The 12,433-nt window shown below is 50.7% G+C and carries 10 protein-coding genes; 5 read left to right on the top strand and 5 right to left on the bottom strand.

Translation table 11 applies throughout. The annotated features are described in order from the left end of the window. Positions 1-269: 269 nt before the first annotated feature. Positions 270-626 carry a T9SS C-terminal target domain-containing protein gene (locus ACYU8Y_RS07510; RefSeq protein WP_460935785.1) on the bottom strand — a complete coding sequence of 119 codons (357 nt, stop codon included), beginning with the start codon at positions 624-626 and terminating at the stop codon, positions 270-272. 434 nt (positions 627-1,060) lie between these two features. On the opposite strand from ACYU8Y_RS07510, the gene ACYU8Y_RS07505 reads away from it, so the two are divergent. Together ACYU8Y_RS07505 and ACYU8Y_RS07500 are read left to right on the top strand one after the other, a co-directional pair. Next, positions 1,061-2,680 carry a DUF1593 domain-containing protein gene (locus tag ACYU8Y_RS07505; RefSeq protein WP_460935783.1) on the top strand — a complete coding sequence of 540 codons (1,620 nt, stop codon included), beginning with the start codon at positions 1,061-1,063 and terminating at the stop codon, positions 2,678-2,680. A gap of 546 nt (positions 2,681-3,226) precedes the next feature. Next, positions 3,227-3,538: a hypothetical protein gene (locus ACYU8Y_RS07500; protein ID WP_460935781.1), complete on the top strand. Its 312-nt coding sequence runs from the start codon at positions 3,227-3,229 to the stop codon at positions 3,536-3,538. 33 nt (positions 3,539-3,571) lie between these two features. Here the strand turns inward: ACYU8Y_RS07500 and ACYU8Y_RS07495 are convergent, their stop codons facing one another. The 4 genes from ACYU8Y_RS07495 to ACYU8Y_RS07480 all read right to left on the bottom strand — a co-directional run bounded on the left by ACYU8Y_RS07495 (position 3,572) and on the right by ACYU8Y_RS07480 (position 8,256). After that, positions 3,572-4,525: a DUF5996 family protein gene (locus tag ACYU8Y_RS07495; protein ID WP_460935780.1), complete on the bottom strand. Its 954-nt coding sequence runs from the start codon at positions 4,523-4,525 to the stop codon at positions 3,572-3,574. Positions 4,526-4,596: 71 nt separating this feature from the next. Continuing rightward, positions 4,597-6,024: an alpha-L-fucosidase gene (locus tag ACYU8Y_RS07490; protein ID WP_460935779.1), complete on the bottom strand. Its 1,428-nt coding sequence runs from the start codon at positions 6,022-6,024 to the stop codon at positions 4,597-4,599. A gap of 51 nt (positions 6,025-6,075) precedes the next feature. Further along, complete coding sequence (locus ACYU8Y_RS07485; protein WP_460935777.1) at positions 6,076-6,615, bottom strand: PPC domain-containing DNA-binding protein; 540 nt, start codon at positions 6,613-6,615, stop codon at positions 6,076-6,078. Between the two features lie 66 nt (positions 6,616-6,681). Next, positions 6,682-8,256 (bottom strand): Na+/H+ antiporter, encoded by a 1,575-nt coding sequence (locus tag ACYU8Y_RS07480; protein WP_460935775.1) that lies wholly within the window; start codon positions 8,254-8,256, stop codon positions 6,682-6,684. Positions 8,257-8,676: 420 nt separating this feature from the next. Here ACYU8Y_RS07480 and ACYU8Y_RS07475 point away from each other — a divergent pair, with 420 nt between their 5' ends. From ACYU8Y_RS07475 to ACYU8Y_RS07465, 3 genes are all read left to right on the top strand, one after another. Next, a complete protein-coding gene (locus tag ACYU8Y_RS07475) occupies positions 8,677-9,417 on the top strand; it encodes an SDR family oxidoreductase (RefSeq protein ID WP_460935773.1) in 741 nt (246 codons plus the stop codon). 49 nt (positions 9,418-9,466) lie between these two features. Continuing rightward, positions 9,467-10,393, top strand: coding sequence for a helix-turn-helix domain-containing protein (locus ACYU8Y_RS07470; RefSeq protein ID WP_460935771.1), 927 nt, complete (start codon positions 9,467-9,469; stop codon positions 10,391-10,393). Positions 10,394-10,783: 390 nt separating this feature from the next. Continuing rightward, the gene (locus tag ACYU8Y_RS07465; protein ID WP_460936054.1) at positions 10,784-12,424 is read left to right on the top strand and encodes a TldD/PmbA family protein; all 1,641 of its coding nucleotides are present in this window, start codon (positions 10,784-10,786) and stop codon (positions 12,422-12,424) included. Positions 12,425-12,433 lie beyond the last annotated feature (9 nt).

Here is a 12,433-nt window from a genome sequence, read left to right as displayed (position 1 = left end):
TTCACTACGAGTTGCGTTTCTACAGAACCCTCCTATTTAAGACGATTGGCTAGCTGTAATTAGCTGCGAACCGTCGCTACGGTATAGTATAAACTAGGTGGTCATATAATTACAGCTAATCGCATCCACGAATCGGTCGGCACTAGTTTCGGGATGGCCTGAGCCGTATTGTTCAGGAAACGAAATGCAACGTATTGCAGCCCTGCCCTTTGGATGGGGAAATTATTGAAGGGCAGGGCTATTTTTGTCGATTCCGCATGACTCCAAGACTATTGAACGATAAAACTCGTGTTCGGGTCGGCCTGTACCACAAACGTTCGGTTCAGGGCCTGGGTACCTGCCACCAGCGTTAACCGGTAGGTGCCAGTACTTAAATTAGCGAAATTGAATTGCTGGTTCAGCCCTTTTTGCAGGTTCACGCTTTCGGTGTAGACGGTCCGCCCGATCGCATCCTGTATCGATAGCTGACCTTTCGTCTCCAGGGGTTGCACATAGAGTTTGATCGTATGGGCGTCAGTCATCACCAGGCGGGTCTGAACGGCTGCGGGTTTGCTGGGCTCATTGGATGTGGCGAACGATGCGGTACTGGCTACCAGGCTCAGCATCAAAATAAGTATGTTTTTCATGGCTTTTTTAGTTGATTAGTTATCCCGGCTAACCACTTTGGCGGCCGGTGAAACAAAGTTGCCATGAGATTTACAGGTCAGAAAACGAAAGGCGACGAGCCCACAAATCTGGTTGATGAATGAGGCCATTGGCGGGACGAATCAATACTAGATAGCAGATAATCAGGGAGCTTACCCAAATTTTGAGCGCTAGCGATCGTTCCTACATTGGCAAGCGGCAAGCAGGCAGTAAAGCTTGGTTGCCCTTTTTACTGTTTACAGCCTCTACGAACCCCGCCCTAGCGTAGCGGGTGAGTAGCGAATTTGTCAACAATCCTTTTTGACTAGGTCGGGCAGGAACACTTCCTGCTTAAATCAGTAAACCAAATGAGCTAAAAAGCTTGTCTGCCATTTTACTTGGCCCCATTCCTACTCTGACATTTTCACCAAAATTTATGCCTTCAGTTACGTCCTTTTCACCGATTCGTATCCGTCTTCATGTAATCGGACTGCTTCTCGTGAGCCTCCTGGCAAATCAGGCGACCGCCCAGCCTTCTTCTCAGCAGGTGCGGCCACGCATCGTTATTACGGCGGATCCGGAACTCGATGACAACAACTCGCTGATCCGTTTTTTGCTCTACAGTAGCGATCTGAACATAGAAGGGCTCATCTATGCCAGTAGCCAATTTCACTGGAAAGGAGACGGGAAAGGAACAAAGTGGTTTGTTCCCGGAAGAGAATATTCCCGGTTTGGCTTGAAGCTGTGTCCTTGTGAGTCATGGCGGTGGGCTAAAGACGAACGGTTTATCCATGATGCCGTCGAAGCGTACGCGAAAGTATACCCGAACCTGAACGTGCATAACCCTGGTTATCCCCCACCGGGTGAACTCCGGTCGAAAATCCGGTATGGTAACATCGATTTCGACGGGGATATTTCTAAAAATTCACCGGGCTCAGACCTGATCAAAGCCCTCATGCTGGATGATAAGCCCGGCCCTCTCTTTCTTGCCGCCTGGGGTGGGCACAGCACGATTGCCCGAGCGCTCAAATCCATTCAGGAGCAGTATGAATTCACGACGGACTGGGAAGCCATCAAGAAAAAACTAGAGCGAAAAATAGTCCTGCTGCCTTCCGGCGATCAGGATGATACCTATGCCACCTATATTCAACCGAATTGGCCTGCGATAGCGTACCGGCAATTTAGTGGGGGTCCAAACTATGGGTATGGAGCACAGTTGTCAGCCAAACCAGAGAATGCACCTTACCTGACGGCATCCTGGATGAAAGAAAATATACTCGATCGTGGCCCGCTGGGCGCTTTATACCGTGTTTGGGGCGATGGCAAACAGATGGTCAAGGACGACATCATGGACTACTTTGGCCTGTCGGGCCACTCGACTGACGAACTTAAGAAAATGGGCTACGTCGTGTGGATGCCTGTGCAGCCGAAAAACTCCTGGCTGGGAGAAGGTGACAACCCTACCTTTATGAATATGCTGGGCAATGGGTTGCGTGCCTACGAAGCAGGTTCGTACGGTGGCTGGGGCGGACGAGAAGTAAGCAACCGGAAGGCCGCTACGAGTTCTTTCCTTCCGGCTACCCAGGATACAAGTGCCAGCGCAATGGCCACTACACTAAGCACCTTAAACAACCAACTAGCCAAAAGCGCTACGGAATTAGCCTACCCTAATTTCTTTCCGCAGGCCCAGCGCGACTTTGCGGCCCGATTGAAATGGTCCGTCACGCCCAAGTACGCCAATGCCAATCATGAACCCGTCGTAAACGTTGAGGGGCCATTAACGATAATGGCTTCTGCCGGAGAAAAAATACGGCTACACGGGGCGGTTTCAGATCCGGACGGGAATGCAGTATCCACCAATTGGTGGCAGCTCCGGGTAGGCAGCTACCCCAACAACGTGAGTATCTCGAATCCGGCTTCGGTGCAGGCTGACGTTCTTATTCCCTCGGATGCTACGGGCGGCCAAACGATTCACCTGATCCTGGAAGCAACGGACAACGGAACGCCATCGCTGACAAGGTATCAGCGGGTCATTATAACCGTAAGAAACAAGTGATCGCTCATCATTTTCACCATCATCAGGGTATGCTTCCTGGTTCAGGAAAATACGCTTCACTAAAAATCCGGTTGGCCCATCCTGACCAATTAGCGCATAGTTGACGATACGTTGCCCAGCCGCTTCCACAGTGCTGGCTCCCTGCTGGTTGGTGAAATCGGTTTGGGTGTATCCGGGACAAACGGATCTTGTCTATTAATCCCTTTGTCTCCTACACGTCTTGATCTTTACGCCAGATACAAATGTAAGCGGGGAAAAATTTGCCGTCAGACCCACGTTTATTGCTGAGCACCCAGCAGGTTTATAGGCGAAGAAGCTTTTCAACGTCCAGGCAATCAACGTTTGCCCATCGCTTCTACAAAAGATGCTAACAGTGAACGCGTTGCGCCCTGCTGGTCAGTATTCGGTCCGTTTGGCAACGCAGCAGCGATACATAACTTACAATTTAGTCGATACCTCTGCGTTGGAAGAACGTCTCTAGTTCAACAATTCCAATGCCTTTCACGCTGCCACTTAAGGCAGCCATGCGAGCAAGCAAACCTACTTATGCGTCGTAAAACGTTTTTAACCGCTGTTTTGCCAGGCTTCACAGCGCTGGCAATTTTATCCATTTTCACTTCCTGTGCCAGCCACAAACCATTTTCGAAGACAGGCATCGTTCAGCAAATCGAGCCGGGGAAAGACGGTTATACCGCGAGCCTCCGTGATCCGGAGGGCAGCGACTTCGACGCCCTGGTGAGCCGGGTACGGATGCAACAGGCGTACCGACTGGTGAAGGTAGGCGAAAAAATAACGGTAACGGGTGATACCATTCACCTGAATCAGCGTGTCCGGGTGCTGGCTCAAAAAATCCAGTAACGTGTCGATCAGATGCGGATCAGGTAGCGACGATCAATCGTCAGTTTTTGCTTCGAAAGAGGTCAGATCGCAGTCCAGTTCCTTTCGGTTCCAGTGAGCGGTCGACACGGCGGCATCGTAGGTCGTTTGCAGGAAAGCCAGTAATGTCTGTTCCGCGTCGGCCGACTGGCGGACCACATCGTAGGGGAGCAAAAACTCGCCCATTTCGGGACTAAAATAGGCTTCGGCGGGTTCGACCGGCTGCTGACCAAAGTCCGACGGGGTAGGATAACAGTACGAATAAAAGACTGCCTGAGGAAATTGCTCGCTGCCGGGCCAGAATCCCACGGAGCTTACTTCGTGGGAATAGGCTTCCTGCATCACCCGGGTCGACATGTTAGGGGCTCCTCCCGGATGAAGCGGTGCCCGACGGCCCGAAAAGCGTGTAACGGCCAGATCGAAACTGCCCCAGAAGAAATGAACAGGGCTGCATTTACCCGTAAAGCCCGCCCGAAATCGGGTAAACACCGTGTGAATGCTAACCAGTGCCTGCCAGAACCGCCCCACCATGGGCGCATCGTACGCGCAGTGAATTTCGTCTTCATGAAACGGAATGGCGACCTCCACCTCATTCGGCGTCCCCTGAATGGTTACGTCGATGGCGAGTCGATCCAACTGTTCCATCAGTTCCTGATAAAAACTGGCAACTGAACGGGGATATAGCTTCACGGCCGCTTGTGCACCCGTACTGGTGCTGATTCGCAGGTAGTGAGTCAGAAAATCGAAATCCAGTTGAAAAACACCCTGCTTGTAAGGCACACTACCGGTCGTAAGTCCCGATGGCGACACATATAAAGAGACGTGCCAGGAGTGATTGATCCAGGGCATTTGCCGAAGTCGCACCTTCCCGACAATCTGCGTCCAGAGGTGTAATGTTGTCAGTGTTGGGCTCCAGGCAGCAAAATCCAATTGGGGCCACCGGTCAATCGGGAGTGAGTTGGTTTCCATGCGTTGTTGAGTTACTGGTGTTTTATCGACCTGGGAACAAAGCCTCCCGATGGCCTTCATCGGGAGCCGGGTCAGCGATCCTTCTCCTTATAAACGCCTAATTCGGCAATGGCGGGGGGCGCGGTGAACGCATCCATCAGTACCCGAACCCGGCTGCCCCGAACCGACTTGAAGCGATGAATTTTGGCCCGGCCTAGAGTGGCCCGGCCGGGAACTACTGCATTAAGGTTACCAGCGCTGGTCCCTGGAATGGGTTTCCAGACGTTGCCGGAGAAATACTCCAGCCGGTAAGCGGTTATACTCGGCTGTTTCTCCACGATAGTGATCAGGTTAAACGCTTGCTCCTTTCCCAGTAAGACCTCATAGATGGGTTTGGCCACGCTGGGGTTCGATTCCCAGGCTGTTTTAAAATTATCGTCGTTACCGAAATCCATAATCCACATGTCGTCACTCCAGGTAGCATTACTAGGCTGGTGTTTAGCCATGTTGTGCGAAATCACAGGTGCTTCGAAAGGCGGCAGTTTCGGCGTTTGTGGGTCGGCCTGCCAACTCTTCCCAATTTGGGTCAGGGCGGCCAGCGCGTTATCGTCGATCAATCCTTTGCGGTTGGGAGCCACATTGAGCAAAAATGTACAGTAGGCTCGGTTGAATGGAATCAGATTCTTTTGTACCAGTTCGTTGGGGTCTTTCACCGGCTCATCCGGAAAGCTGCTCTTCCAGAACCACGCTTTATTGATAGGCAGACAGGAGAGGGCAGGCAGTTGGTTGGTTTCTTTGGAAATGTGCTGTCCGGCGCCCTGCTCGTACGATTTGATATCGGTATAAAACAGCGCTTCTGCCGGATACTTAGCCGCGTTAAGGTCCATGACCAGGCAGTTGGGCTGAATCGATTTAATATGCCGGTAAATTTCTTCGAAGGGGATATCATCGTACGAAATCCGGGACCAGGGCGCATCCCAGCCGTCGATGATGAGCGCTGAAATAGGGCCGTAATTGGACAACAATTCGGTAAGCTGGGCCTTTACCATCGTAATGTGCTGTTTGGTAATGAAGCCTGGCCGTAGTTTATGATGAGTATCCAGAATTGAATAATACAGCATTACATTTAGTCCATTGGCCCGGAACGCATCGACATATTCCCTAACCACATCGCGTTTGAGGGGGCTGTTAATGACGTTGTAGTCCGTCGTTTTCGTATTCCAAATGCAGAAGCCACTATGGTGTTTGGTCGTCAGTGCGCCGTAGGTCATTTTGGCCGATTTGGCCGCCTTTGCCCATTGATTGCAGTCGAGTGCGGTAGGATTGAAAAGCGAGGGTTTCGCATCGGGGTCCGCCCAGTCATCGCTCATAAACGTGGGTATGTTAAAGTGGATGAACATACCGAAACGTTGATCGACAAAGTCCTGCTGAAGCTGCGGCAGGGATTTAGGGCCTTGCGCGTTGAGTAAAATGGGGAAAGCGGCAAAAACCAAACAGAGCAAAAAACGGCGAATGAACATCAATATAGGGATATAAGACAAACAATTACCTGCATACAAACCAAATCTCTTTTAGTCCAACCGCAGCACATTGGCCCCGATAGCCGGGTCTTTCGCGCGATTGAGCCGGTGCGGGTGAACGGTAACCAGTAGCTCGACCGAGCCCATGCCAACCGTCGCGGCTAGCAGGTGTCCGCCATGGGCCGCAAAGGATTTATCGGTCACAACCCCGTGCAGATGCAGCGAAACATTCTGGCCCTCCCAGGCAATTGAGCCATTCAGACTAGCCAGCTCCACATCAGTAAATTCCCTGGGATCGTACTCCTTCGTTTTCTGATTGAAATAGCCAAACGTAGCGCTAACGAAGCCCATACCCGACACCGTCGCCGATGGGATTTTTTCCTCTTTGGCCAGCTTCTCCAATTGGGCAAATACGTCGTCGCCCTGTCGGAGCACCATCAGATAGCCCGCAGGCACCTTCTTGTATCGCTTTGTATCGTCGCTGGGCATAGTGTGGTCTATTGACTTGAGTGGACTAAAAGACATCAGGAGAAAGAGCAGGCTAAGGTACCAAAGTGCTTTTCCGGACCGAAGATAGTGGGTCGTATTCATGATAAAACGGCGATAAAGAGTGAGCAAATCTACACGGCCGACCAGCGCCGTGCCGCTGTTAGTTAGCTATTTCTGCACTTGGACCTCTTCCCGATCCAGTTCGTTTTCAAACTCATGAAACAGGTCAACGTCGATTCGCTGGGTGTCCCGCAGGTCCAGCAACGCCGTCCGTTGCGCCTGAATGGAAGCTAACAGTAATTTTTCACGGACTTGAACTTGATCTATAACCGTTTCAGGATCGCCCTGTTCAAGCTCCCTGACCTGCGCCTGGTGCCGATCGATGACTTTCCGGACGATATCCCCGGAAAGCCCCTCCTTATCGACTACCCCCAGAATCGCGGCCAGAGCCTGTTTCGAGAGCCGCCGACGCACTTCTTTTTTGGAAAGATAATCGGTGGCCTGCTCGCCAAAATGCAGCCTCCGAATGAGAGCAGGCAAAAATACCCCCTGCCCGACCAGAGTAAACAGAATGACGCAAAAGGTAATGAAGACGATCAGATTGCGCTCCGGAAAAGGAGTGCCGTTGGGTAGCCGTTCGGGAATCGACAAGGCTGCGGCCAGCGATACAATACCCCGCATACTGATGTAGGCCAGCAACGTGGTGTGCTTGCCGGACGGGAAAAGCGGGGGTCTATGCAGCACCTTGTGTACCTGATTGGAAAGCAGATCGGCCAGGAAGATGTACACGAAGCGAATCGCTACTGCCGTTAGACTGATCAGCAGACCAATCCAGACAAGGTGCCCCAGCGACTGATCTCCGATGTCGGTCACTATATCGGGCAACTGCAATCCAATCAGAATAAAGATCAGGCCGTTCAGCAGGACAACCACAAAATCCCAGACAGCTACCGCCTGCATCCGCGTGGCTGCACTATGCAGTCTCGATTGCTTATGGCCAACGACCAACCCGGCCGAAACTACGCTCAATACGCCACTTAACGCGAGGTGTTCAGCCGCTAAATAAGCCGAGTAGGCTGTTACAAACGTCAATACCGTTTCCAGAGCCGGCTCCAGCTTCGCATGTTTATGCAGCCAGAACGATAGGTAGCCTACGACTAATCCAGTCACTATACCGCCCCCGGCGAGCCGCACGAAATCGAGCAGTGAGTCCGCCATCGAGAAGCTTCCCGAACCGACAACGGCAGCTAAAGCCAGTTGAAAGATCACCAGGGCCGTCGCATCATTCACCAGACTTTCCCCTTCCAGAATAATGGCAATTTTTCGGGGCACCGCCAGCGTCTTCATCACGGCCGTTGCCGCTACGGCATCGGAAGGCGAAACAACGGCTCCCAGCAACAAACCCGTTGCCAGCGTAAAGCCCGGAATAAACATGCTGGCTACGTAGGCAATACCAAGGCTGGTAGCCAGCACCAGGCCCAGGGCAAGCACGACAACCGGTTCCATCTGTCGGCGAAAATCGCTCCAATTGGTGTACCAGGCCGCACTGTAGAGAAGGGGCGGTAAGAAAACCACCAGAACAACCGATGGATCCAGGTTTACGTTTGGCAATCCGGGGAAAAAGCTGATCAACAGCCCCCCAACGGTCAATAGTATCGGAAAGGCCAGATTGAGTCGTCGAGCTACGACCGCCAATCCGATGACAAACGTTAATAATAAAAGAACCGTTTCCAGTGGATGCATCCCGTATTATACGATTTGGCTACGCTAAAAAAGAACAAACCTACACCGTCCAGCACCGGCCGAAGCGGTACAAATCGACGATTTTGCGGTAAAAAGTGAGGGATTTGAAAAGGAACCGTTCTAACTAAAACCACTCATCTTTGGGCGAAATCGTTGATTTTTACCAGGCAATCGTCACCTATTCCACTCCCAGGTTCGTATCCGGGTAGTCTGCTCACCCTGCGGCTTCGAGGTAGGCGTAAATGTTGGCAGGCAGAGAAAGTTAAGCTGAGTTTGCCCATTTCTCGAATCCAACACCAAGTTGTGTGGACAATCAAGAAAGGGGTATGCCTTGTCATTTAAACTACATCATCAACCACAACGGCTACACTTCGCTTATTCGACCAACCGAACTTTGCCCTCGAACTTATCGATAGTATTATGAAAATCGGAATTGAGGGAAAAGTAGTAGCCATTACCGGCGCTAGCAGTGGTATGGGCGAGGCCATGGCCGAATTACTGGCAGGTTATGGCGCGAAAGTGGTTCTCGGTGCCCGGCGGACCGACCGTCTGGTATCGCTCACCAATCGGATACGGCAGGCAGGTGGCCAGGCAGCTTACCGGCAAACAGACGTTACGAAGCGGGATGATGTGGTCCAGTTGGCAGCCTTAGCCCAACAACAGTTTGGCAGACTCGATGTCATGGTGAACAATGCAGGAATAAGCCAGCTTCACTACATGGACGAGTTGGATATAGAGGGGTGGGAACAGATGATTGATGTAAACCTGAAGGGCACCCTCTACGGTATTGCCGCGGCATTGCCCATCTTTAAAGAGCAGGGATCAGGTCATATTATCAATATCATCTCCGTAGCCGGCATCAATATTGTCCCGACGATGGGCGTTTATGCCGCCACCAAAAATGCGATTCGTACAATTGGTGAAGCCCTGCGCCAGGAGTCAGAAGGTCGTTGGCGGGTAACGGGTATATCGCCCGGTTTTGTGGCAACGCCGTTTGCCAGTAATATCAAGAATGAACAGATAAGAAACACGATTCAGGAGAAAGCCAACCAGATTGCCATTCCGGCAGAAGCGATTGCGCGGGCGGTAGCCTATGCCATTGAACAACCCGACAATGTGGACGTTGGTGATATTGTGATTCGCCCAACGATTCAGGGTTAAATTAGACGTTTTTGTAAGGCAACCCCCTTCTGTAGAAACACAAACTAGTATGAAGTCCGACGCCACAACCCAGCCCCTGATTTTTGACAGTATCGACGATCTGATGCAGCGGCTCAATTTGCCCCGACCGCTGCATCCGCTCATCGCCTTACTTGATTACAAAAAGGTAAAGCCCGACCTAACTCAAGCCGGTTCGCGCTTTCTGTTGACCTTTTATAAACTATCATTCAAAACCAGTTTCAGCGGTCAGGTAAAATATGGACCGGGCTACTATGATTTTAAGGAAGGGGGTATGGCCTTTTTGAATCCGCATCAACTTGTTGAATTGTCGGGCGAGGACGAGGAGTATCAGGGCTATGCGCTGTTCTTTCACCCCGACCTGATTCGTAATTACCCGCTGGCTCAAACGATTCATCAATATGGTTTCTTTTCCTACACCGTGTCGGAAGCGTTGTTTTTGTCGGCAAAAGAGAAAAAAGTGATGGCCTCATTGTTCAAAGCCATCGCTTCCGAACTAGCCAACAGAATCGACTCGTTCAGTCAGGATGTACTGGTATCGCAGATTGAGTTGCTTCTGAATCACAGTAACCGCTTCTATAATCGGCAGTTCCTGACCCGAAAGGTCGCGCACACGGACCTGATTGATCGAATGAACACCTACTTGCTGGATCGTTACGACACGAAGAAGGCCGTCATAGCGGGCTTGCCATCTCCCCAGGAAGTAGCGGCACACCTAAACGTATCTCAACGCTATTTATCCGACATGCTGAAATCGTTGACCGGCAAAACTACGCAGCAGCATATTCATTTGCAGCTGATTGATAAGGCAAAAGAGTTGTTGACGCAAAGCACACTGAGCACCGCCCAAATAGCCTATAGCCTGGGATTTGAGCATCCACAGTCGTTTAACAAACTGTTTAAGCAAAAAACCCGGCTCTCCCCCACTACTTTCCGGCAGCTTCTTCACCAGCAATAAGGCAACCAGGAACGGCTCGGCTCATTGAACCGGGCTGTCGGAGTCGTCAGCAAAAGGGTGTTCGGCCTTCGTTATGATCCGTCTCAAGTAGGTCATATTCCGAAAAAGCGGGCTGGAGCCGATAGAATCGGAGCTACGAACATTCAAATTGAGGCACAGACAACAAGAAATTACTTCTACAAGAAAACCTAATTTTTATTCTCCATAAAATATAAATAATAGAATTTTATTAATAAAAATCAAAATTAATATTAATTATATTTTGCATAAATAGATATTTACTTACATTGATCATCTTTTTAAGTTTCTTCTGTTTAGTATAATAATCTGCTCGTAAAAGCCGATGCTAACTAAACTAATCCGTTTTAAATTCAACCGTAAGAAATGCCCCTGAATCGACGAGATTTTATGCAAGTGGCGGGTAAGGGTGCCAGTGCGCTCATGCTGGCACAGATTCCCATTTTCGGTCGGTCAGTTTCGGCTGAAGCCTTACTCATTCCGGGCCTGGATGTAGCCATCAAGAAACGGTTGGCCGATGCCGCCTTAAATGCCGCTAAGTCAAAAGGAGCATCCTACGCCGATGTGCGCATTGGCCGCTACCTGAATCAATTTATTATCACCCGCGAAAACAAGGTTCAGAATATTATCAATACGGAGTCGTATGGTGTGGGGGTCCGGGTCATCGTGGATGGCTGCTGGGGATTTGCAGCCGTTGGCGATGCCAAAACAGAGGCTGAGTTAGCCAAAGCAGCCGAAAAAGCGGTGGCAATGGCTCAGGCGAATGTATTGCTATCCGACGAACCCGTTCAACTGGCTCCCCAGAAAGGTTTCGGGGAAATTAACTGGAAAACACCGATTCAGAAAAACGCGTTTGAAATTCCCATTAAAGAGAAGGTCGATCTACTGATGGCCGTCAATGGAGCCGCCATGACCCAAGGCGCTAACTTCGTGAACTCGCAATTCTTTTTTGTTAATGAGCAGAAGTACTTTGCGTCTACGGAGGGGTCGTATATCGATCAGGATATTCATCGACAATGGCCTGGCTTCACGGTAACCGTCATCGACCCTAAGAGCGGTAAATTTGAAACGAGGGATGCGTTAAGTGCCCCCGTAGGGATGGGTTACGAGTACCTGCAAACAAATCCGTCCGACAAGATAACGGGCATTACGACCCGATATAACAAAGGGTACGATATGCTGGAAGATGTGGCAGCGGCTGCCAAACAGGCCAAACAAAAGCTTACCGCTAAGTCTGTCGAAGCGGGCAAATACGACTTAATTCTTGACCCGTCGCACACCTGGCTAACCATTCACGAATCGGTGGGTCATCCCCTGGAACTGGATCGTGTGTTGGGCTATGAGGCCAACTTCGCCGGCACTTCGTTTGCGACATTGGATAAGTGGAAAAGCAAACGCTTCAACTATGGCAGTCAGCACGTCAATCTCTTTGCCGATAAAACGCAGGCAGGTTCGCTGGGAGCCGTTGGTTACGACGATGAAGGCGTTCAAACAAAGCGTTGGGATCTGGTTAAAGATGGCATTCTGGTCAACTATATGGCCATTCGTGATCAAGTGCACTTACTGGGCGAAAAAGAGTCGCAGGGCTGTGCATATGCCGATAGCTGGGGAACCGTTCAGTTTCAGCGAATGGCCAATGTATCGTTGGCAGCTGGCAAAGAACCGCTATCCGTCGATGACATGATCAAAGGCGTAAAAAAAGGCATTTACATTATCGGTGACAGTTCCTATTCAATTGACCAACAGCGGTATAACTTTCAATTTAGTGGCCAATTGGCGTACGAAATCAAAGACGGGCAGATTGTTGGTATGCTTAAAGATGTAGCCTACCAGTCCAACACGCAGGAATTCTGGAACTCCTGCGTACAGGTATGCGACGAGCGCGATTTCCGGTTAGGCGGATCATTTTTCGACGGGAAAGGGCAACCGATTCAGAGCAATGCCGTGTCGCATGGTAGCGCAACAGCACGTTTCAACGGCGTCAATGTCATTAATACCGGTCGTAAAATTTAAGCTCCTCCG

It is taken from the genome of Spirosoma humi (assembly GCF_054776575.1).
This window is presented reverse-complemented; position numbering and strand designations above follow the sequence as displayed.

Excerpts from the sequence above, each read along its gene's own strand:
- ACYU8Y_RS07510 (WP_460935785.1), bottom strand. The coding sequence starts at position 626 with ATGAAAAACATACTTATTTTGATGCTGAGCCTGGTAGCCAGTACCGCA.
- ACYU8Y_RS07505 (WP_460935783.1), top strand. The coding sequence starts at position 1,061 with ATGCCTTCAGTTACGTCCTTTTCACCGATTCGTATCCGTCTTCATGTA.
- ACYU8Y_RS07500 (WP_460935781.1), top strand. The coding sequence starts at position 3,227 with ATGCGTCGTAAAACGTTTTTAACCGCTGTTTTGCCAGGCTTCACAGCG.
- ACYU8Y_RS07495 (WP_460935780.1), bottom strand. The coding sequence starts at position 4,525 with ATGGAAACCAACTCACTCCCGATTGACCGGTGGCCCCAATTGGATTTT.
- ACYU8Y_RS07490 (WP_460935779.1), bottom strand. The coding sequence starts at position 6,024 with ATGTTCATTCGCCGTTTTTTGCTCTGTTTGGTTTTTGCCGCTTTCCCC.
- ACYU8Y_RS07485 (WP_460935777.1), bottom strand. The coding sequence starts at position 6,615 with ATGAATACGACCCACTATCTTCGGTCCGGAAAAGCACTTTGGTACCTT.
- ACYU8Y_RS07480 (WP_460935775.1), bottom strand. The coding sequence starts at position 8,256 with ATGCATCCACTGGAAACGGTTCTTTTATTATTAACGTTTGTCATCGGA.
- ACYU8Y_RS07475 (WP_460935773.1), top strand. The coding sequence starts at position 8,677 with ATGAAAATCGGAATTGAGGGAAAAGTAGTAGCCATTACCGGCGCTAGC.
- ACYU8Y_RS07470 (WP_460935771.1), top strand. The coding sequence starts at position 9,467 with ATGAAGTCCGACGCCACAACCCAGCCCCTGATTTTTGACAGTATCGAC.